The following is an 18109-nucleotide window of genomic DNA, read 5'->3' as shown; positions in this document are numbered from 1 at the left end:
TTTTGATCTTTTTCTTCTGGATTCATGCTTGAACACTACCATCTTTCTTCCCTCATGGGAATATTCCTGACATTCCTACCTGGGCAGTTACAAAATTTCTCAAATATCAAAATACCGTTACCTTGCTTAGAAGAGCAACGAAAAATAGTCACTTTCTTGACCGCCATCGATCGCAAAATTGAAGCCCTCTCCCGCCAAATCGAGCAAACCGAAAAATTCAAAAAAGGCTTACTCCAAAAACTGTTTATTTGAAATAGGGAACAGAGAACAGAGAACAGGGAAGAAAATAAAAGTATTACCAATTACCAATTACCCATTACCTGATAAAAAATATGGAGATTTAAGCAATGCTAAACTTGCAAATTACCAAAGAACAAGTATTTAGCTTACTTGAACAATTATCTTGGACAGAACAACAGGAGATTTTGCAATATCTGAGTCAAAAACTCCATAGTCAACCAGTTGATAGTCAATCTAATCCTGATTATGCTTCAGAGCATCCCATTAACCAACTCTCAGGGAAAATTACAGCTTTTCAATAGATTAATGCTTTAGCTTGGCAAGAGCAAATTCGGAGTGAGTGGGATGAAACTGGATTATCTCATTGATACTAATATTTTGATCTCATTGTTCAATCAAGAATTAACCCAACCCATACCCAATGGTAACATAGGTTATTCTGTCATCACAAGTATTGAGATTTTATCTTTTAAGGGTTTATCTTCGCAGGAAGATAATTTAATTCGCTCAACTCTAAAAACTCTTATCGAAGTATCTCTAGATACGAATATTTCCGAAAAAACAATTTAATTAAGGCGAAAATATAGCTTAAAAATGCCTGATGCTGTTATTCTTGCCAGGGCTTGGGAGTGTGCAGCAGTGTTAATTACCAATGATAAGCAGTTGTCAAAAATCAGCGAAGTACAGGTTATTTCTTTACCAACGAAAAGTTAGGGAACAGCGAATAAAATCAAAGTATTACCAATTACCCATTAACCATTACCCAACCAAAATGATCGCCGCTAAAGACAAACCCACAAACTTAACCCCCGAAGAATACTTTGCTTGGGAAGAACAGCAACTAGAAAAACACGAACTAATCAACGGTCAAGTTTATGCCATAACTGGCGGTAGCGTTAATCATAGCCGCATTGCAATTCGATTTACGACTATGTTTGATACCCATTTAGATGCTAGTAGTTGCATAACAGGTAACTCAGACCTGAGAGTTAATATTGTCGGCACTAATAACTATACCTACCCAGATGCCAGCGTAACCTGCGACGATCGCGATAAAACCACAACCCAATATATTACTTACCCCTGCTTAATCGTTGAAGTTCTTTCCACCAGCACCGAAGCCTACGACAGAGGTGGCAAGTTCAGAATGTATCGCAACAATCCAGCCTTACAAGATTACCTATTAGTCAGTTCCACCAGCATCGAAATAGACCTGTATCACAAAAACGACGCAGGTGACTGGTTGATTATCAACTACAAAGCAGGCGACACAATCGAACTCAAAAGCATTAACCTCAATTTCCCCATTGAACAAGTCTATCGCGGTTTAACCCTTGAACCAGGGAATGGGGAATAGAATCAAAGCATTACCTACTACCCATTACCTAACGCCCAATATGCTAACCCTCGAAACCGTAATCCAAAAAATCCAACAACTCCCCCCCGAACAACAAAAAAAAGTGATCGAATTTGTAGAATTCCTAGAATTTCAAGCCGATCGCCAACAACAAGATCAACAACCCGAAACACCTCCCCAACAAGATCAAGACTTTTTCGCCCTAGCCGGAATTTGGGAAGGGAAAAACATTACCCTAGACACCATCCGCAAAGACGCATGGGGTGAAGAGAATCAATGATTTTGTGTGATACCAATATCCTCATTGAATTCTATAAAAATAATACCGCCATCATTCAAGAATTACGTCAAATTGGCATTGATCAATTAGCCATTAGCGTAATCACTAGAGCCGAACTGTACTATGGCGCAATTAATAAAAACGAACTTAATCGTATTCAGCAACACCTAGACATACTCCAAAATATCCCTATCGATCAGCCCATTTCAGAGAAATTTATTCAACTCATGGCGCAATATTCCCTAAGCCATAAACTCACAATTCCCGATGCCCTGATTGCTGCCACTGCCCTAACCCATAACATTAGCCTCTATACCTTAAACCTGAAAGATTTTCGCTTCATCCAAGGCTTAAATATTTATAATCCCACCCATTCCCCATGACCCATTACCCATTGCCCAATATGCTAACCCTAGAAATAGTCATTCAAAAAATCCAACAACTCCCCCCCGAACAACAAAAAAAAGTGATCGAATTTGTAGAATTTCTAGAATTTCAAGCGAGCCGCACCCTTCAGCCGCAAACACCCACTGCACCAAAAACCGCCGAAACATCCTTTGCCGACGCGACTAAAGAATTTATCGGCTGCCTTGATAGCGATCTCGAAGACCTCTCCCATAATCCTAAATATCTAGAAAAATTCGGTAGATCATGACTAGAGCTACCATCCTAGATACAGGAGTTTTAATTGCCTACCTCATGCCCAAAGATAAATTCCACGCTTGGGCAGTGTCCCAACTCTCTCAAATCAGCACCCCTGTCTTAACCAACGAAGCCGTAATTACAGAAGCCTGTTTCCTCGCCCAAAGGATTCACGACGGACAAGAAACTATTCTAAAACTTATTAAGCAAGGTCATATCATTATTCCTTTCAACCTCAGTCAAGAAATTGAAGCCATAGAAAACCTAATGAAACGCTATGCTTCAGTGCCAATGTCTCTCGCCGATGCTTGTTTAGTCAGAATAAGCGAAATGTACGAAAATAGCCAAATCCTAACCCTGGATAGCGACTTTACCATTTATCGAAAGCAGCGCAACCAAACGATTCCCGTGATCATGCCCAACGAGAATTAAGCTATGCCTCAAACCGAAGCCGAACTTGAACAAAAACTGATTGAACGTCTAACAGGATTAGGCTATGAACCTGTCACCCTTCGCAATGCCGAAGACCTGAAAGCCAACCTCAAAACCCAACTGGAAAAACATAACCACATCAAACTCAGCGACACAGAGTTTAAAAGCATCCTCAACCACCTCGACAAAGGCAACGTATTTGATCGCGCCAAACGCCTCCGCGACAAAATGGAACTCAGCCGCGATGACGGCACTACCTTTTACCTAGAATTCCTCAATACCGAACATTGGTGTCAAAACCAATATCAAGTTACAAGCCAGATCACCCAGCAAGGCAATTACAAAAATCGCTACGACGTAACCTTGCTAATTAACGGCTTGCCCCTCGCCCAAATCGAACTCAAACGCCGAGGGCTGGAACTTAAAGAAGCCTTTAACCAAATCAACCGCTACCAGCGCCATTCCTACGGCGCAGACAATGGACTGTTTCAATACGTCCAAATTTTCGTCATCTCCAACGGTCTCAATACCCGCTACTACGCCAACAACCGCAAACAAGAATATAAACAAACCTTCTACTGGGCTAACCAAGGCAATAACCTGATAACCCAACTGGAAGACTTCGCCGACAGCTTTCTGGAGAAATGCCACATCTCCAAAATGATCTGTAAATACATCGTCCTGCACGAATCCGACAAAGTGCTGATGGTGCTGCGCCCCTATCAATATTACGCCGTAGAAGCCATCATTGAGCGAGTCAAGGATACTGATAAAAACGGCTATATCTGGCACACTACCGGATCAGGCAAAACCCTTACCAGCTTCAAAGCTGCCCAAATCCTCACCCAATTACCCAAAGTGCATAAAGTGCTGTTTGTCGTCGATCGCGCTGACCTCGACTACCAAACCAGCAGAGAATTTAATTATTTTAGTCCTAATTGCGTAGACACCACCGACAATACTCGACAACTAGTAGAACAAATGGCTGGGGATAATCCCCTCATTGTCACCACTATCCAAAAACTCAACCGAGCGATCAAATCCCAACGCCATGAAGTCGCAATGGAGAAGCTCAAAGATAAGCGCATTGTGTTCATCTTTGATGAGTGTCACCGTTCTCAATTTGGCGAAACTCACAAAAATATTGTCAAATCCTTTACCCAAGCCCAGATGTTTGGCTTTACTGGGACTCCCATCTTTGCCGATAACGCTGCCAGTAATCAACACGGTAAACGCACTACCAAAGACCTATTCCAGGAATGTCTGCATAAATATGTGATTACCAATGCGATCGCCGATCAAAACGTGCTTAAATTTTCCGTCGAGTATTGGGGCACTGTCAAAGATTCAGGCAAACGCAAAGACGGCACGCTGATCACAGAGCCAAAATTAGACCGAGAATCCTTTGAAAATCCCGAACGAATTTCTCTAATTGTCGATTGGATTATTGCCAACCACCACCGTAAAACCCACGGCAAAAAATTCTCCGCCATGCTCTGCGCCAGCAGCGTAGACACCCTAATTACCTATTACGACACCTTCAAAAACAAACAAAAACAGGGATTACATGACCTACGAGCGATCGCAATTTTTACTCCTGGCTACAACGAAGAAGACCAAGATGCAAATGGCTTAATTGGAGAACCCGATTTTAATATCAGCACAGATGTAAGCAGCCGTAGCCATAGCCGCGACAAACTGAATGAGTTGATCGCGGACTATAACCAGATGTACCAAACCCAACATTCCGCCAAAGATAGTCAGGCTTTCTATGCCTACTATAAAGACATCGCCAAGCGCATGAAAGACCGCGATCGAGAAAACTTTCAGGATCAGGAACGCGCCGATATTCTGTTAGTCGTCAATATGTTTCTCACGGGCTTTGATGTCAAAAAGCTCAATACACTTTACGTTGACAAAAATCTGAAGTATCACGGATTAATTCAAGCATACTCCCGCACTAATCGCATTTTTGGCGAACTTAAATCCCAAGGGAATATCGTCTCTTTCCGTAACCTCAAAGAGAATACTGATCAAGCCGTTGCCCTGTTTTCCGACACCAACGCCAGCGAAGAAATTTTTATTGAACCCTACGAATACTACATTGAAAAATTCAATAAAGGTGTGCAAGAACTGAGGGCGATCGCCACTATCCCTAACGATGTCAATAAACTGATTAGTGAAGACGACCAAGTTGAGTTCGTTAAAGCCTTTCGTAATCTTATCCGTTTACAGAATGTAAGTAAATCATTTACTGAATTTAGTTTTTCCGACTTGAATCTGGATGAACAAACCTTTGAGGACTACAAAAGCAAATATCTGGACATCTATGATAGAACGCGATCCAAACCCAATGAAGAGAAGGAATCTTTGGTTGAGGAAGTTGATTTTGAACTGGAACTGATCCAGCAAGACGAAATCAATGTCACCTATATTCTCAAGCTGGTGGCTAACCTCCAGCGCGATCGACAAACAGATGTCACCTCAGAAGAGTACCAGAGCCAGAAAGCCTCTATCCTTGAGCTCATTGGTAAAGAAGCCCAATTACGAGGTAAACGGGATCTGCTAGAGAAATTTATCGAAGAGCGGCTACCCACCCTCGAACCTGAAGAAAAAGTCGAAACCGTCTTTCAAGACTTCTGGACTCAAGAACGTGTTGAAGCAATTGGGCAACTCTGTATAGAGGAAAATCTCAAGGTCGAAGTTGTTAATCAAATGATTGCCGACTATAAATTTTCAGGGAAAGAGCCATTAAGAGAAACTGTGCTGAGTGCTTGTAATGAAAAACCCAAATTATTAGATCGTAAAAAAATCTTTGCGCGAGTCGTATCAAAATTACTCGATATCATCAATAAATTTGATGACGCTCTTGGTGAGCTTGGGGAGGAAGAATAAAACAGTTCTCAAAGCAGGCGATGTCAAATTTATACTAAACTTCTACAACTTTAATTCCAGACTAAGATTCCCGAACAATATTTTGCCCAATTCCTTAAAATCTGACCCAAACAACTGGGATACACTAATCTTCGCCTTCTTGCACACTATAAATGTTATAAATTTATGTAGTATAGCATCAGACAAGCAAGTTCCTAACTTTATGGTCTTATTTTGATAGATTCATAAAATAAAGCGCAAAGTGCTTAGTAAGGACTGATATGAAAGAGCAATTTGAACAATGGGTTGCTCGCCTTCAAATATCCGAGGCAAGGCAATGAATACAAGCTATACTATTAGAAAAAATTGGTCTTGTATTTGTTATTAGAAAATCTTGGTGCAGTGTGGGATGATTATCTTTTAGGCTCAAAACATAATCAGCATTTGCTGCGATGATTTTTTGGGCAATCGATTTTTGAGTGCCCATTGCATCAATTGTGATGATGCAGCCAGATATGTCTAACATTTCTAAGAGTGCTGGAATTGCGGTGATCTCATTTGATTTTGCACTGACTTTTGTTTGTCCCAAGACCAAACGGTGTTCATTTGACCAAGCGCTGACCATGTGCAAAGCTTTTAGCTGAGATGCTCTGTCATATGAGCCTCTGTGATTTTTGCCATCGATGGCGATTACTTCTACTCCCAACTTCTCCACCAGCGCTTGCACCCACCGCCGAAAACATTGCTCAAATTCTTTAGGGTTAATTTTCTCAAACACTCAACTAAGAAGTATCTTTTTGAAAATCTGTTTTACTCTCCAGGTATCTGTGCTGGATTTTTTGACTCAAGAGACTCTTAAGGAGAATTCTAGTCAATTTCCTGCTACGCCTCGAAACCAAGTGAAAGATAGCAGTACAAAAAAGCTTGAAGTAAAATTTGATAGCGATCGCACTAAACAATTACTTGAAAATGTGCTTCAAGCAAATGAACAACCGCTACCTATGACAGCAGTAGCAAAACGCCTTGGGTATGCTAAGCGAGTTCTTTACAGGCATTTCCCAAAGCTATGCCGAGCGATTTCAGCCGAGTACGTTAAGTATATGAAAGAATCTCGCATCAAACGAATCGAACACTGTTGCGAGGAGGTAAAACAAGCCGTTAGCCAAGTTCACACTGAAGGTATTTATCCTAGTGAGGCAGCTATTTCAAGGTTATTGGCTAAACCAGGATGTTTTCGCGATAAAAAAGTTCGCGCTGCTTTAAGGGCAGTGCGGAGATAAATTTGTTTGGAACCATAACCTTGCCACCCTTTACTGGAAGCATAAGCTTGCCGTTGGGGCAAACTTATGGGTAAAGTCACAATAGGAGTCTTTTGGCATTTTAAATTTTTAATGGGGGTGGAGGGACTTGAACCCACACGACCTTTTACGGTCAACGGATTTTCATTCTCCCGCAGTTTTCACTGCTACCTGATGACAATAGCCAGCTCAGATTTTGAGAATTGGACTCTCCCTTTACCCTCGACTTAACGTTAGGGTAGCTCCCGTCGGGTCTCTGCACCTTCCCTCAATTTTTGATTTTAGATTTTGAATTTTGGATTGAAGATTAATCGCAAATTTCAAATTGCAAATCTAAAATTTTTGGGCTTGGCTCAGGATTGCCATGTCTGTAACCAGATTTAGGTTTCCCTGAGTTTGAGAGCTTCCACTTGAGGGATTTCTCCTTCAAGGCTCAGTTATCTAAGTCCGTAGCGTCTACCATTCCGCCACACCCCCGCAGGTGTTTGGCAACTAGTATAACTAGTTATTTCGTGGAAGCAGTAAATACCTCCTCATCTATTCCACCATCAATTGTGTCTTTTGTCCAACTAGATTGAAAATATTTTTTCGAGATAGGGCGATTGTGTTCCAGAGTTGGAAATCTTCCTTGTTTCCTCCTAATCAATGTGGATGAGTTTTCTTTGTTGTCTAACTAAAGCATTTGTTTGCTAGTGGATTTACGATTACAGCATAATACTACCTTTTATCAGTCTAATCTGGACATAGACGAGGAATTTTGGCGTAGTCATGTTGAAAGCGTCATGATTATACTTTCCTCAGTCTGGCTCTTCAGCCTATGATGGAAAACAGAAGCTTAAGACTTGAAAGTTATGATTGTCGCCCTGCTGTATCTGATTTTGGCTGGAGCTTACCTTCTGGTAATCCCGATTGCTATCTTGCTGTACCTGAAGCAGCGTTGGTATGTAGCTACCTCCATCGAGCGTACCTTTATGTACTTTTTGGTATTTTTCTTCTTTCCGGGTTTGTTGGTTCTATCGCCTTTTGTAAATTTTCGACCCCGACGGCGACAAATTGAAGTTTAACAAGATTGGTAGGTCATAACTCTCATGCGACGGATTGACGCTATTGGAATTGGCTTGGGTGTTTTTATTGCCGGCGGCTTGGCATATGTAGGATTGCAGCTAGTCGGTTTGGATAATCAGAAAGCTGGTATATGGAGCCAAGTCTTACTAGTCAGTGGGTTAGTTGGCTGGTTAGCCAGCTATTTTTTCCGTGCGGTGGGACAAAAAATGACCTACCACCAACAGCGGGAACAGTATGAGCAAGACTTTCTGCAAAAGCGACTAGATGAGCTTACTCCCGAAGAACTAGCACGAATTCAAGCTGAAATAGAACAAGAAGAGCAATCTCAGGTGTAAAGTTATCATTGATGAGTTCAGAGTCCAAAGTCCCAATTTTGACTCTTGACTCTTGACCTTTGACTCTTGACACTCAAATGACTGCGATTTCTCATTGCTTTGAAACCCTTAGACGGAATCGTGAGTGCGCTCTGATTCCGTTTATTACTGCTGGCGATCCAGATTTAGAAACAACAGCAAAAGCGTTGCAGGTTCTAGATCGCAGTGGAGCCGACATTATAGAACTGGGCATACCCTACTCCGATCCTCTGGCGGATGGGCCAGTAATTCAAGCTGCTGCTACCCGCGCCCTGCAAAGGGGAACGAAATTAGAGCAGGTGCTGGAAATGTTGCAAGGGATTACTTCTAAACTGCGATCGCCGATTGTTCTGTTTATCTATTACAACTCAATTTTGCACCGGGGGATTGAAAAATTTCTTGGGCAAATTGCTGCTGCTGGGGTCGCAGGATTGGTAATACCTGACTTACCCTTAGAGGAAGCAGCAGGCTTGCTCCAATCAGCTAATGAGATGGGAATTAACGTAATCTTGTTGGTCGCTCCCACCAGTTCTGCTGAACGGATAGAAGCGATCGCTCGTTCATCCGTTGGATTTATTTATTTGGTCAGCGTCACAGGGGTAACAGGGGTGCGATCGCAACTGGAAAACCGCGTGTCAGATTTACTCAAACAAATTCGTGATGTTACTGATAAACCCATCGGTGTAGGCTTTGGGATTTCCGAAGCTGCACAAGCCCTTCAGGTAAAGGAATGGGGCGCAGATGCAGTGATTGTGGGCAGCGCTTTTGTGAAAAAGTTGGCCCAAGGCACACCAGAGGAGGGACTAAATGCGATCGCCGAATTTTGCCAAAGTCTCAAGGCAGCCATCAAGACCACTAACAACAGTACAAATACTCCTCTTGATTAGACGGGGAAAGTAGATTAAAAAGTATAACAACGCAGTTTTTCTCTTCTTATTTGGTAGACAATTTGACCGTTATGGTTTTGAATATTAACATCAGATAGCATGATCTAAAAAAACTAGCTGATCCGGTCGCTTATAGTTTGAGTATTATGTGAAGTCGAGTAGGTATAAATTATGTGTGTGAGAGGAAGTCAGTCACAAATGGTTATAGTTACGTCGCAATTGAGGGGCAAAGGCGATGAGTGAGAGTATGGCGTTTATCGGCGGGGTCGCCGTAGCTGGGCTGGCGGCTCTGGTATTGCTCAAAGGGACGAATACCCCCCTACAACCTAATTTTGCCGTTGCTTCGCAAATGCCAGGGACTGTAGTCGCGCCGGGAGTACAGCCACAAATGTATCCTTACGGGCCTTATGGGCAACCAATGTATCCCAGTCAGCCACCGACTGCTCCTACTTCTGACCAGCGCCTAGAGATGGAGAAGTTGAACACGCAGATGCAGTTGGAGCGTTTAAAAAACGACAATGAACAGCTGAAGTTGCAAAATCAACAACTCCAAGGCCAAGTTCAAAATTTCAATACTCAGCAACAGTGGCAATTAGCCCAGCAGAATAACCAACAAAAAGCAGCAGCATTCCAACCGCAAAATCCTTGGTGGTCTTCATCCATGCTCTGGGCTGTGGGAGGTGCGGCTCTCACTATTGGTGGTGGTGTTGTCGTCGCTGGGGTATTGGCTTTATTCTCACCACGGCAGCGTCCAGCCCGTACTGTACAAGTGATTCACCCCTATCAAGGAAATACGCCGCCCTTGGTTCCAGTCCGTCGCGCTGAGTTTCTACCTGCTTCTCGGATGGAAGCAAGACGAGTTGAAGCCCCAGAATACGACGAAATGCACTAGGGAAAATAAACTACAGATAAACACCGATTTAAAATCTCGTTTCCAGGTATAACCTGGAAACGTTCTTCATTGGGCTGCTGCCGCGAATTTAGGAGGCGGAGCCTGGTTTTAGGAATTCCAATGAGGTAAACAGTATTTACTAATAACTATTAAAAGCCACTTTTAGGAGTTTCTGTGGTATTGAGACTCTCTTTAGTGGCAGGTTGGTTAGTATTGGGAAGTTTGTGTTGGGTACTCTTCTGATTACCTTGATTTTCTAGTTGACTTAGTGCCTGTTTTCCTAGATTTTCGGCTGCTTGTTTAAATAATGGTTCTATTCTATTTCGCCAATATTGAGTATTAGGCAACTTTTCTTGATGGTTTTTATAATCTAAAACTTTATCCCATTTCCCATCATCCAGCGCTTTATTGATCTCATTAGATAACGCCTCTGCTTTCGCCCAATCTTCCTGCCACTGGGCAATCATTTTGCGTGTCTCTTGGATACTAGAAGCAGCATTTGCCGGAATTGATCTCAAAAGTGCGATCGCTCCGACTATATCTCCTGATTCATACTTCTGTCTTGCTTGTTCTACAATATTGGCACTGTTATCACTAGGCTGCGATTGATCTAATTTCCCAGTGTCGGAAGTTAACTGCTGTGATTTTTCTGGTAATGGAGTTACTACATCCCTCGATTTTGCTTTTGGCTTGGGAGTCGGTCGAGTCGCAATCAGGAGACTATCATCTACAATCTTAGTTGCAATGCCCTTTTCGCGCAGGCAAGAACCCCATTCTTCATTATTGGTTATCACATCCGAGTGGCCCCAAGCCAAACGACCAGATTTAAGTTTAACTTCTACCCAACCTCGTTTTGTGCGCTTGCCAGTCACCTCGAAATTGGTGTTATCAACAACTATTTGCAAAACATTATCAGAATTTATCGAACTAGGTTCAGAACGGATATTGGAATTTCCGACGACAATAGCCGAGCATTTGTTTGCTAAGGCGGTATCGTTACCTGTAAAATTAGAAGCTAAATTTTTTACATTTGGATATACATTTGTTACCAAAGCAGCCGCACCACCCGCCAATAATATGCCAATTAATATCGGCCATGGATCTGATTTGCTAGAGTCTTGATGGGCAGGTTTGACAGGATCTGCTGGTGCAACTGCAACAGTTTGCAGCCGAGATACTTGACGCTGAGATTTGGCTGCTTGATAACTGGAATTTTTGGCAGATTCTTGAGATGTGGAAAGTGCAGGTACAGGATTAATCGCGTCTTTACATACTTGCAGTGCTTCCGTGGCGTTTTGGTAGCGGTCTTTGAAGTGATAATGTACCATCTTGGACAACACTGCCGCCAGTCGGTAGTTCACAATTACAGATTGCTGCCAAATGATTTCGCCCGTTTCTGGGTCTTCTTGCAGTTCTGTTGCTGATAATCCTGTTAGTGCTTGAATAGCGATGATGCCAAGGGAATAAATATCACTATTAGGGCGCGGTTTACCTTGCCCTTGTTCTGTGGGCATGTAGCCAGGAGTGCCAATAACTACTGTGGGAGAGGGTTGTCCGCCCACTGTCACCAGTTGTGTACGCAGTTGCTTCACTGCCCCAAAGTCCACTAAAACTAACTTATTATCTGAGGCACGACGGATAATATTATCTGGTTTGATGTCGCGGTGAATCACGCCTTGGCGGTGGACAAATTCAAGAATTTCCAGAACTTCTTGTAACAGTTGAACTACTTGGCTTTCACTCCAACGCTTACCAGGTATAAGTTCCTCAGCTAGGGTATGTCCTTCAATATATTCTTGTACTAAATAAAATTCTTGGTTTTCGTCAAAATATGCTAGCAGCCTGGGTATTTGGTCGTGGTTGCCTAGTTTTTCTAAGGTTTCGGCTTCGCTATGGAACAGGCGTTTAGCAGTATTAAAAACTCTGGGGTCAGTTCCGGGTTTGAGGTGCTTGACGACGCAAATGGGATTGCCGGGCCGTCTAGTATCTTGGGCAATATAGGTTTGACCAAATCCTCCCATCGCGAAGACTCGAATTACTTGGTAACGATGGTCTAGTAGCTTGCCGATCATATTCCCTCCCCAGAGTTATTACCTAATTTTTCAGCTGGTAATAAATATCTCCAAATTTTCTTCAATGAAATCCGCTATCTTGAGAAAAGATTTAGATTAAAAACACAGCTTTTTAATAAACGCAGACTGTTTTTTTTTCTTTTAGTGCCCCTGTTTACTACCAATGCCACCTAAAATAACAAACTCAGTTGCATGGCAGCAGGCTGAAATTCTCATGCAACCTGCTTTCATTCGCGTTATCGACAATATCCGCAAGTTGCTTGATGAATCTTCCTGGACGGGAACTTATAACGATGTCCTGATTTGGCCGCCTAGCACCACTGATGAAATCAAAGCATTAGTGACTGAGTTGTTGCAAGCAATGGAAACTGCAACGCCCCAAGAAGCAGATGGAATCAGAGAGACTCTTACTCGTCTGCCGATGCCCCATCCAGGATATCATCTACGTTTGCAGCGTCAACAGCAAGAAGCGAGTATCGATTTGTGGGAACTATGTTATCAAGTGTGTTTTCTGGAATACAGCCCAGAGAAGGAAACTGCTGATGTTGATACTAATTTAATTGATGAACTGGGTGAAGTGGATTGGCTACGTTTAGATGCTAAAGCAAAAGAGTTAGTTGAGCAGGCGTTTGCTAAATTGCCAGAAGGGTAACAAATAAAATGGTTAATATTCAGTTCTACTTTTAATATCTCTCTCAAAAAATTAGATAGTTCATTTGATATATGTTGGATCTCGGCTTGTATTTTTATTACTAGTTATTCCCGAATAGGAGTACCGTCCCTGACATCGCCTTTAACTCTGAGACATTCGCATAGTAGCACATAGAAACTTGAAGGCCAGCAGTTAATAGACCTCTTGCAAAAGTCAAAAAATCAGGAATGTCATATTGAGCGGAACGCAGTGGAGAGAAAAATCTCACTACTCTGTTTAGCTCCGCTCAATATGACAATTTAAGCATTTATGCAAGAGATCTAAGAGGTTGTTTGAAAAGTCTAAATTGTTACTAGCCTGGGCGATTATAAGTCGCGCGCCAGGTGCTTATGGGGGAAACCTCCAAGATCGCACTGGCTTGGCTACATAGACAAAACCCACCTCTGTGGCTTAAAAAACCTTGATTTTTCGTTAGTCCACGGAGGTAGACTAAGCTTCGTGTAGTAGCGAATTATATTCGCCTAAAACTTTTCAAACGTCCTCTAATGATCAAGGTAAGCATACCTATTGCCTTAATATCTAATTTTCTGGTTGCAACGACGGCTATTTAATTACCTTAAAATTCTCAATTGTGAGATATTTTTCTTCATCAGCTATCTGACTGTCGTAATCGATATTAATTTTGGTTGGATAGCCGAATCCAGCACTGTATTCCACATTCAGGCTGAAGGCTTTTCGGTTGATAGCATCTTGAATCACATCAAACAGCTTAGGAATTGTGTTGTAGTTTTGAAAAAATTCTGGATTAACTGGTTTACCTGTAGCTACAGAAGTGACGGAAGTTGTTTGACCATTACGTACTTTAATGACTACTGGTCCCCTAGCGTCGGCTATACAAAAGCAACTATTGCTCAATGTATAGTCATAGTTAGAAATATTTCGCCAATTCCAGAAACGGCGATTAAATTCTAATCGCTTTTGCGATCGCCTTAAATTCCAGTTATTACTCGCTGGCGATTGTGCTTGTGCTATCTCTACGGGAGATTTGGACATTACTGGTAGGTTCAGTCCGAAAGATAACAACAACCCCGCACTGATAATGATAGGTAAACGCATATCAATCTATTGAATTTCAGAAGTATTATATATGTATTATATATTAATTCATATACTTATTATTTAAGTACACTTTATATTTTTATTAAAATTCTTTAGTGGGTAGCTAAGGGCAAATAGCAATCTGGCTGTAAGGAACTGGTTGTAAGTGTAGTCTATAGCTAAATCAGATCCGACACAATTGCATACACGAAAGAATATTTTCTGTATGCCTTAGAATCCTTACTGTAAAAAACAAAGTTTTTATTTCAAGGATGACTTATTCACAAACTTGGTATATTGTCAAGCATTCTCTTGGTAATTGCGAAATTCTCCCCAGCGAGAAAGTTGGCCACGAGAATCCAGAGATTATAGAACAGTGGGGGCCTTTTAGTTCGCAAGAAGAAGCGATCGCTCGGCGTGTCGGACTTATTAGGGCTGGGAAGTGCCAACCAGCTTAAGTTAAAAGTTAGGAGTTTGAAGTTAGAAGTTATGAGTTGACAATCATGGTTTTTATTCCTAACTCCTCACTATTCACTCCTAACTTTATTTCTAACTGTTCATTTTTCTGCTGAAGTTGTGCTCTTAGGAGCAATTTTTTTACCTATCACTTCCACTGCTTTAGCGAATTGAGGATCTGCTAGGGTAGCGAGTTTGTCACGTTCATGGAGCCATAACTCCTCCATCTGCTCTTTAGTCAAATCTACCTTCACATCTGGAGCAATACCTTTATGGTTAATATCTGTACCGTTGGGGGTATAGTAATGAGCAATTGTCACCGCTAATCCTGAGCCATCTTCTAAGGGACGCACCGATTGCACTAATCCCTTACCAAAGGTTTGAGTTCCAACCAAAGTAGCACGTTTGTTGTCCTGCAAAGCCCCTGAGAGGATTTCACTTGCACTAGCTGAACCTTTATCTACCAGAACCACCAACGGTTTATTTGTCAAGGCGCGTCCGTTTGCTTCTTCTTTTGCTGCCTCTCCTTGGCGTTCAACGGTGGAGACAATCTTACCTTTATCTATCCACATCCGGGCAATGTCTACACTGGAGAAGAGTAAGCCACCTGGATTACCACGCAGATCCAGAATATATCCAGCTACCTGTTTGCTTTCTAAATCTTTGATGGCGATTTGCATTTCTTGACCAGCATTGGCGCTGAACTGATTCAAGCGAATGTACCCAAGGTTACCTGCTGAAGTTTTCTTTTGGGAATACTTAACTGAACGGATTTCAATATCCGCGCGCTTGATGTCAAATTCTTTTATCTGAGCGTCGCGCTGAATCGTTAGGCTGACTTGCGTTCCTGCTTCACCTCGAATCAGGGATACTGCCTGATTAATATCCATCCCCTTGGTATTTTTGCCATCGATTTTGAGGATGACATCTTTTGCCAAAATACCAGCTTTAAAGGCTGGTGTATCTTCGATTGGCGCAATTACAACCAGTTGCTTCGTTTTTTCATCCTGACTGATCGTGATCCCAATCCCTGTGAGTTTTCCAGAGGTCTCCACTTGCATACTCTTGAATTCCTCTGGATTCATAAATCGGGTGTAGGGGTCTTCTAGCTTTTTCAGCATTTCCCGAATGGACTTATACGCTTCCTGCGGATTACTGTAGGACTTGCTCAAGTACTCCTTACGAACAGCCTGCCAATCTACCTGATTAAAAGTACCGTCTACATATTGGCGCTGAACAATTTGCCAAACTTCATCTACCAATTCTTTAGGACTTGGTTTAAATAAAGCCTGACCTCGCGAGTGAATGCCAAGGCTAGTAGCAGCGATCGTGGAGAATGTCACTACCGTAGCACCCAAAACAAGCCAACTTTTTGTAGTCACCATAATGACAGCTGCGTCAGAGGGAAAATATAAATATATAGTCAGTATGCTCAATCTAACACAGGCTACCACTGTACAGATGGAGGATGTATTCCTAATTTCAACAAAATACTTGACAATCCGGTGACCTTAGTAGTTTAAAGATACAAAATTTTTGGGCATGGGGTACAAAAGGCAGAGGGGCAGTTCTTGCTGGGGGCAAGGGGGAGAATGAAAATTACCTCTTTAGCCTCTGCTCCCCTGCTTCTTTCTCAGTCCCCAGTTACCTTACGGTTCTACCCAGCGATCATCTGCTTTAATAAGGTTAATTAATTCCTCTACACCTTTATCTTCTGGGACTTTTTTAATTTCTTCTCGACCACGATACAAAGAAATATAACCAGGTGTTTTGCCAACATAGCCATAATCAGCATCTGCCATTTCTCCGGGACCATTGACAATGCAACCCATAACTGCAACGTCTAATCCAGTCAGGTGTTTAGTGGCTTCCCTGACTTTGTGCAGCACTTCCTCTAGGTTAAACAAAGTGCGTCCACAGGAAGGACAAGCGACGTATTCCACCATCGTTTTTCGCAATCCCAAAGCTTGGAGAATGCTGTAGCAGACGGGAATTTCTTTTTCTGGTGCTTCTGTAAGTGAGACGCGAATTGTATCGCCAATGCCATCAGCAAGTAAGGTAGCAATACCAGCCGTAGATTTAATTCGTCCGTATTCGCCATCACCGGCTTCCGTAACGCCTAAATGTAGCGGATAATCCATACCCAGTTGATCCATGCGCTTGGCAATGAGGCGATAGGCGGCTAGCATCACTGGTACTCGTGAGGCTTTCATGGAAATTACCAAGTTGCCGAAATCCAAAGATTCACAGATGCGGATAAATTCTATGGCAGATTCCACCATGCCTTCTGGAGTGTCACCGTAGGTAAATAGCATCCTTTCAGCGAGGGAACCGTGATTTACCCCAATTCGCATCGATTTACCTTGATCGCGCAAAGAAACTACCAGAGGTTCTAAGGTTTCGCGGATTTTATCCCCAATTTCGTCAAATTCGGTTTTAGTATACTCAGTTCGATTAAGGTTTGGCTTTTCAAAGACATACAAGCCCGGATTAATCCGCACTTTTTCTATGTGCTTGGAGACTTCCAGAGCGATTTTCAGCCCATTGTGATGGACATCAGCCACAACTGGCACGTCTTGGTAAGTTTTAATTAATTTTTGTTTAATTTCTGCTAAAGCTTTAGCATGAGCCATACTCGGCACTGTGACACGGACAATTTCGCAGCCAATTTCGTGCAGACGACGAATAGCAGCCACGGAACCATCAATATCAAGAGTGTCTTCGTTAATCATTGACTGCACCACAACGGGGTAGCCGCCGCCAATGGTGACATTTCCCACCTTTACGGAACGGGTTTTACGCCGCTTGATAGTTGTATCAAAAGTGGGTTGATCTACTGTGGTATTGGAAGTTGTAAGAGTCGGTAGAGTTTGCATAACCCTATCAGGTAAATTTCCTGTAGATAAAATATCAGATTTGATAAATCTCTGTTTCCCAGATTGCCACAGCTAGGGCTTTTTTGGACGGTTAGGTAGAAAAAAAATGGAGAAAGTAATAATCCTCTTAGGCTTTAGGGAACCCTAGTAATTGAAAAATCTATTGAAAAAGCAGGAATATGAGATTTATCGAAGCAATTTTTAGTGCTGGAGCTATTGTTATAAAGGCAATCCGCACTGTTAATCAAATAACCAAAACTGTCCATCAAGCAACCAAAAACCATATTAATAGCATTGTTGATGAGCGTTTCCAGGAAAGATTTAAAGAAAACCAGACTACGCCGAGTCCAACGCCTGTTACTGTAAATATTCAAATTGACATCAAGAATATTGACCTTGAGGAAACGGAACTTGAGAAAAAGCGGGCGCGTGATGGACTACTAAAGCGAACTGAGTTAAAGAAACTCCAAGAGTTAAAAAAACAACGTGAGGATAAGTTTGAGCAGTGGCAAAAGGCTAAAACTCAGTAAGTCGTAGCGGAACCTGACTTTTCCCGTTAAGTCTCTTTTGCAAGCTGCCAACCCTCACAGAGATCGTGTAATTTTAACCAACCTCGCCACAGTACCTGGATACCA

At 42.2% G+C, this 18109-nt stretch carries 22 protein-coding genes; 17 read left to right on the top strand and 5 right to left on the bottom strand.

The genetic code is table 11. The features are described from left to right. The first annotated feature begins 24 nt into the window (after window positions 1-24). The 9 genes from V7K21_RS13185 (at window position 25) to V7K21_RS13145 (ending at window position 5846) form a co-directional block, all read left to right on the top strand. Entirely contained in the window at window positions 25-252 is a 228-nt protein-coding gene (locus V7K21_RS13185; RefSeq protein WP_335174865.1) for a restriction endonuclease subunit S, read from the top strand. 95 nt (window positions 253-347) lie between these two features. Beyond that, on the top strand, window positions 348-542 hold the full coding sequence (locus tag V7K21_RS13180) for a hypothetical protein (RefSeq protein ID WP_335174863.1): 195 nt from the start codon (window positions 348-350) through the stop codon (window positions 540-542). A gap of 43 nt (window positions 543-585) precedes the next feature. Further along, window positions 586-810 carry a hypothetical protein gene (locus V7K21_RS13175; RefSeq protein ID WP_335174861.1) on the top strand — a complete coding sequence of 75 codons (225 nt, stop codon included), beginning with the start codon at window positions 586-588 and terminating at the stop codon, window positions 808-810. A 202-nt stretch (window positions 811-1012) separates the two neighbouring features. Beyond that, window positions 1013-1597 carry a Uma2 family endonuclease gene (locus tag V7K21_RS13170; RefSeq protein WP_335174859.1) on the top strand — a complete coding sequence of 195 codons (585 nt, stop codon included), beginning with the start codon at window positions 1013-1015 and terminating at the stop codon, window positions 1595-1597. Next, window positions 1587-1877, top strand: coding sequence for a DUF2281 domain-containing protein (locus tag V7K21_RS13165; RefSeq protein WP_334824457.1), 291 nt, complete (start codon window positions 1587-1589; stop codon window positions 1875-1877). Before V7K21_RS13170 ends, V7K21_RS13165 begins: the two co-directional genes overlap by 11 nt. Continuing rightward, on the top strand, window positions 1874-2260 hold the full coding sequence (locus tag V7K21_RS13160) for a type II toxin-antitoxin system VapC family toxin (RefSeq protein ID WP_335174857.1): 387 nt from the start codon (window positions 1874-1876) through the stop codon (window positions 2258-2260). Before V7K21_RS13165 ends, V7K21_RS13160 begins: the two co-directional genes overlap by 4 nt. Next, complete coding sequence (locus V7K21_RS13155) at window positions 2257-2532, top strand: DUF2281 domain-containing protein (protein ID WP_335174855.1); 276 nt, start codon at window positions 2257-2259, stop codon at window positions 2530-2532. Before V7K21_RS13160 ends, V7K21_RS13155 begins: the two co-directional genes overlap by 4 nt. Then, window positions 2529-2951, top strand: coding sequence for a type II toxin-antitoxin system VapC family toxin (locus V7K21_RS13150; protein WP_335174853.1), 423 nt, complete (start codon window positions 2529-2531; stop codon window positions 2949-2951). Before V7K21_RS13155 ends, V7K21_RS13150 begins: the two co-directional genes overlap by 4 nt. 3 nt (window positions 2952-2954) lie before the next feature. Further along, window positions 2955-5846 (top strand): type I restriction endonuclease subunit R, encoded by a 2892-nt coding sequence (locus tag V7K21_RS13145; RefSeq protein WP_335174850.1) that lies wholly within the window; start codon window positions 2955-2957, stop codon window positions 5844-5846. A gap of 295 nt (window positions 5847-6141) precedes the next feature. Here the strand turns inward: V7K21_RS13145 and V7K21_RS13140 are convergent, their stop codons facing one another. Continuing rightward, window positions 6142-6603: an ISAs1 family transposase gene (locus tag V7K21_RS13140; protein WP_335174848.1), complete on the bottom strand. Its 462-nt coding sequence runs from the start codon at window positions 6601-6603 to the stop codon at window positions 6142-6144. 19 nt (window positions 6604-6622) lie between these two features. On the opposite strand from V7K21_RS13140, the gene V7K21_RS13135 reads away from it, so the two are divergent. The 5 genes from V7K21_RS13135 (at window position 6623) to V7K21_RS13115 (ending at window position 10320) form a co-directional block, all read left to right on the top strand. Further along, window positions 6623-7105: a hypothetical protein gene (locus V7K21_RS13135; RefSeq protein ID WP_335174846.1), complete on the top strand. Its 483-nt coding sequence runs from the start codon at window positions 6623-6625 to the stop codon at window positions 7103-7105. 869 nt (window positions 7106-7974) lie between these two features. Then, window positions 7975-8187, top strand: coding sequence for an NAD(P)H-quinone oxidoreductase subunit L (gene ndhL, locus V7K21_RS13130; RefSeq protein ID WP_334795670.1), 213 nt, complete (start codon window positions 7975-7977; stop codon window positions 8185-8187). 24 nt (window positions 8188-8211) lie between these two features. Beyond that, window positions 8212-8523 (top strand): DUF3007 family protein, encoded by a 312-nt coding sequence (locus V7K21_RS13125; RefSeq protein ID WP_273764580.1) that lies wholly within the window; start codon window positions 8212-8214, stop codon window positions 8521-8523. A gap of 77 nt (window positions 8524-8600) precedes the next feature. Continuing rightward, window positions 8601-9428, top strand: a complete 828-nt coding sequence (trpA, locus tag V7K21_RS13120; RefSeq protein WP_335174867.1) for a tryptophan synthase subunit alpha — start codon at window positions 8601-8603, stop codon at window positions 9426-9428. Window positions 9429-9663: 235 nt separating this feature from the next. Beyond that, the gene (locus V7K21_RS13115; RefSeq protein ID WP_335174844.1) at window positions 9664-10320 is read left to right on the top strand and encodes a heterocyst differentiation related protein; all 657 of its coding nucleotides are present in this window, start codon (window positions 9664-9666) and stop codon (window positions 10318-10320) included. A 149-nt stretch (window positions 10321-10469) separates the two neighbouring features. Here the strand turns inward: V7K21_RS13115 and V7K21_RS13110 are convergent, their stop codons facing one another. Continuing rightward, window positions 10470-12392 (bottom strand): serine/threonine protein kinase, encoded by a 1923-nt coding sequence (locus V7K21_RS13110; RefSeq protein ID WP_335174842.1) that lies wholly within the window; start codon window positions 12390-12392, stop codon window positions 10470-10472. A 163-nt stretch (window positions 12393-12555) separates the two neighbouring features. On the opposite strand from V7K21_RS13110, the gene V7K21_RS13105 reads away from it, so the two are divergent. After that, window positions 12556-13044 carry a hypothetical protein gene (locus V7K21_RS13105; RefSeq protein WP_335174840.1) on the top strand — a complete coding sequence of 163 codons (489 nt, stop codon included), beginning with the start codon at window positions 12556-12558 and terminating at the stop codon, window positions 13042-13044. A gap of 603 nt (window positions 13045-13647) precedes the next feature. Here the strand turns inward: V7K21_RS13105 and V7K21_RS13100 are convergent. Beyond that, complete coding sequence (locus V7K21_RS13100; protein ID WP_335174838.1) at window positions 13648-14160, bottom strand: DUF6174 domain-containing protein; 513 nt, start codon at window positions 14158-14160, stop codon at window positions 13648-13650. A gap of 254 nt (window positions 14161-14414) precedes the next feature. On the opposite strand from V7K21_RS13100, the gene V7K21_RS13095 reads away from it, so the two are divergent. Continuing rightward, window positions 14415-14600, top strand: a complete 186-nt coding sequence (locus V7K21_RS13095; protein ID WP_335174836.1) for a DDE transposase family protein — start codon at window positions 14415-14417, stop codon at window positions 14598-14600. Window positions 14601-14699: 99 nt separating this feature from the next. Here V7K21_RS13095 and ctpC read toward each other — a convergent pair whose 3' ends face one another. Both ctpC and ispG read right to left on the bottom strand, forming a co-directional pair. After that, complete coding sequence (gene ctpC, locus V7K21_RS13090; protein ID WP_335174834.1) at window positions 14700-15983, bottom strand: carboxyl-terminal processing protease CtpC; 1284 nt, start codon at window positions 15981-15983, stop codon at window positions 14700-14702. A 264-nt stretch (window positions 15984-16247) separates the two neighbouring features. Beyond that, window positions 16248-17474: a (E)-4-hydroxy-3-methylbut-2-enyl-diphosphate synthase gene (gene ispG / locus V7K21_RS13085; protein ID WP_335174832.1), complete on the bottom strand. Its 1227-nt coding sequence runs from the start codon at window positions 17472-17474 to the stop codon at window positions 16248-16250. A 179-nt stretch (window positions 17475-17653) separates the two neighbouring features. On the opposite strand from ispG, the gene V7K21_RS13080 reads away from it, so the two are divergent. Further along, complete coding sequence (locus tag V7K21_RS13080) at window positions 17654-18004, top strand: hypothetical protein (RefSeq protein ID WP_335174830.1); 351 nt, start codon at window positions 17654-17656, stop codon at window positions 18002-18004. Window positions 18005-18109: the final 105 nt, after the last annotated feature.

This window comes from Nostoc sp. (assembly GCF_036919595.1).
GTDB lineage: Bacteria > Cyanobacteriota > Cyanobacteriia > Cyanobacteriales > Nostocaceae > Nostoc.
Note: the sequence above shows the minus strand (reverse complement) of the source record. Positions and strands in the feature narration are given on the sequence as shown.

Excerpts from the sequence above, each read along its gene's own strand:
- V7K21_RS13185 (WP_335174865.1), top strand. The coding sequence starts at position 25 with ATGCTTGAACACTACCATCTTTCTTCCCTCATGGGAATATTCCTGACA.
- V7K21_RS13180 (WP_335174863.1), top strand. The coding sequence starts at position 348 with ATGCTAAACTTGCAAATTACCAAAGAACAAGTATTTAGCTTACTTGAA.
- V7K21_RS13175 (WP_335174861.1), top strand. The coding sequence starts at position 586 with ATGAAACTGGATTATCTCATTGATACTAATATTTTGATCTCATTGTTC.
- V7K21_RS13170 (WP_335174859.1), top strand. The coding sequence starts at position 1,013 with ATGATCGCCGCTAAAGACAAACCCACAAACTTAACCCCCGAAGAATAC.
- V7K21_RS13165 (WP_334824457.1), top strand. The coding sequence starts at position 1,587 with ATGGGGAATAGAATCAAAGCATTACCTACTACCCATTACCTAACGCCC.
- V7K21_RS13160 (WP_335174857.1), top strand. The coding sequence starts at position 1,874 with ATGATTTTGTGTGATACCAATATCCTCATTGAATTCTATAAAAATAAT.
- V7K21_RS13155 (WP_335174855.1), top strand. The coding sequence starts at position 2,257 with ATGACCCATTACCCATTGCCCAATATGCTAACCCTAGAAATAGTCATT.
- V7K21_RS13150 (WP_335174853.1), top strand. The coding sequence starts at position 2,529 with ATGACTAGAGCTACCATCCTAGATACAGGAGTTTTAATTGCCTACCTC.
- V7K21_RS13145 (WP_335174850.1), top strand. The coding sequence starts at position 2,955 with ATGCCTCAAACCGAAGCCGAACTTGAACAAAAACTGATTGAACGTCTA.
- ndhL (WP_334795670.1), top strand. The coding sequence starts at position 7,975 with ATGATTGTCGCCCTGCTGTATCTGATTTTGGCTGGAGCTTACCTTCTG.
- V7K21_RS13125 (WP_273764580.1), top strand. The coding sequence starts at position 8,212 with ATGCGACGGATTGACGCTATTGGAATTGGCTTGGGTGTTTTTATTGCC.
- trpA (WP_335174867.1), top strand. The coding sequence starts at position 8,601 with ATGACTGCGATTTCTCATTGCTTTGAAACCCTTAGACGGAATCGTGAG.
- V7K21_RS13115 (WP_335174844.1), top strand. The coding sequence starts at position 9,664 with ATGAGTGAGAGTATGGCGTTTATCGGCGGGGTCGCCGTAGCTGGGCTG.
- V7K21_RS13110 (WP_335174842.1), bottom strand. The coding sequence starts at position 12,392 with ATGATCGGCAAGCTACTAGACCATCGTTACCAAGTAATTCGAGTCTTC.
- V7K21_RS13105 (WP_335174840.1), top strand. The coding sequence starts at position 12,556 with ATGCCACCTAAAATAACAAACTCAGTTGCATGGCAGCAGGCTGAAATT.
- V7K21_RS13100 (WP_335174838.1), bottom strand. The coding sequence starts at position 14,160 with ATGCGTTTACCTATCATTATCAGTGCGGGGTTGTTGTTATCTTTCGGA.
- V7K21_RS13095 (WP_335174836.1), top strand. The coding sequence starts at position 14,415 with ATGACTTATTCACAAACTTGGTATATTGTCAAGCATTCTCTTGGTAAT.
- ctpC (WP_335174834.1), bottom strand. The coding sequence starts at position 15,983 with ATGGTGACTACAAAAAGTTGGCTTGTTTTGGGTGCTACGGTAGTGACA.
- ispG (WP_335174832.1), bottom strand. The coding sequence starts at position 17,474 with ATGCAAACTCTACCGACTCTTACAACTTCCAATACCACAGTAGATCAA.
- V7K21_RS13080 (WP_335174830.1), top strand. The coding sequence starts at position 17,654 with ATGAGATTTATCGAAGCAATTTTTAGTGCTGGAGCTATTGTTATAAAG.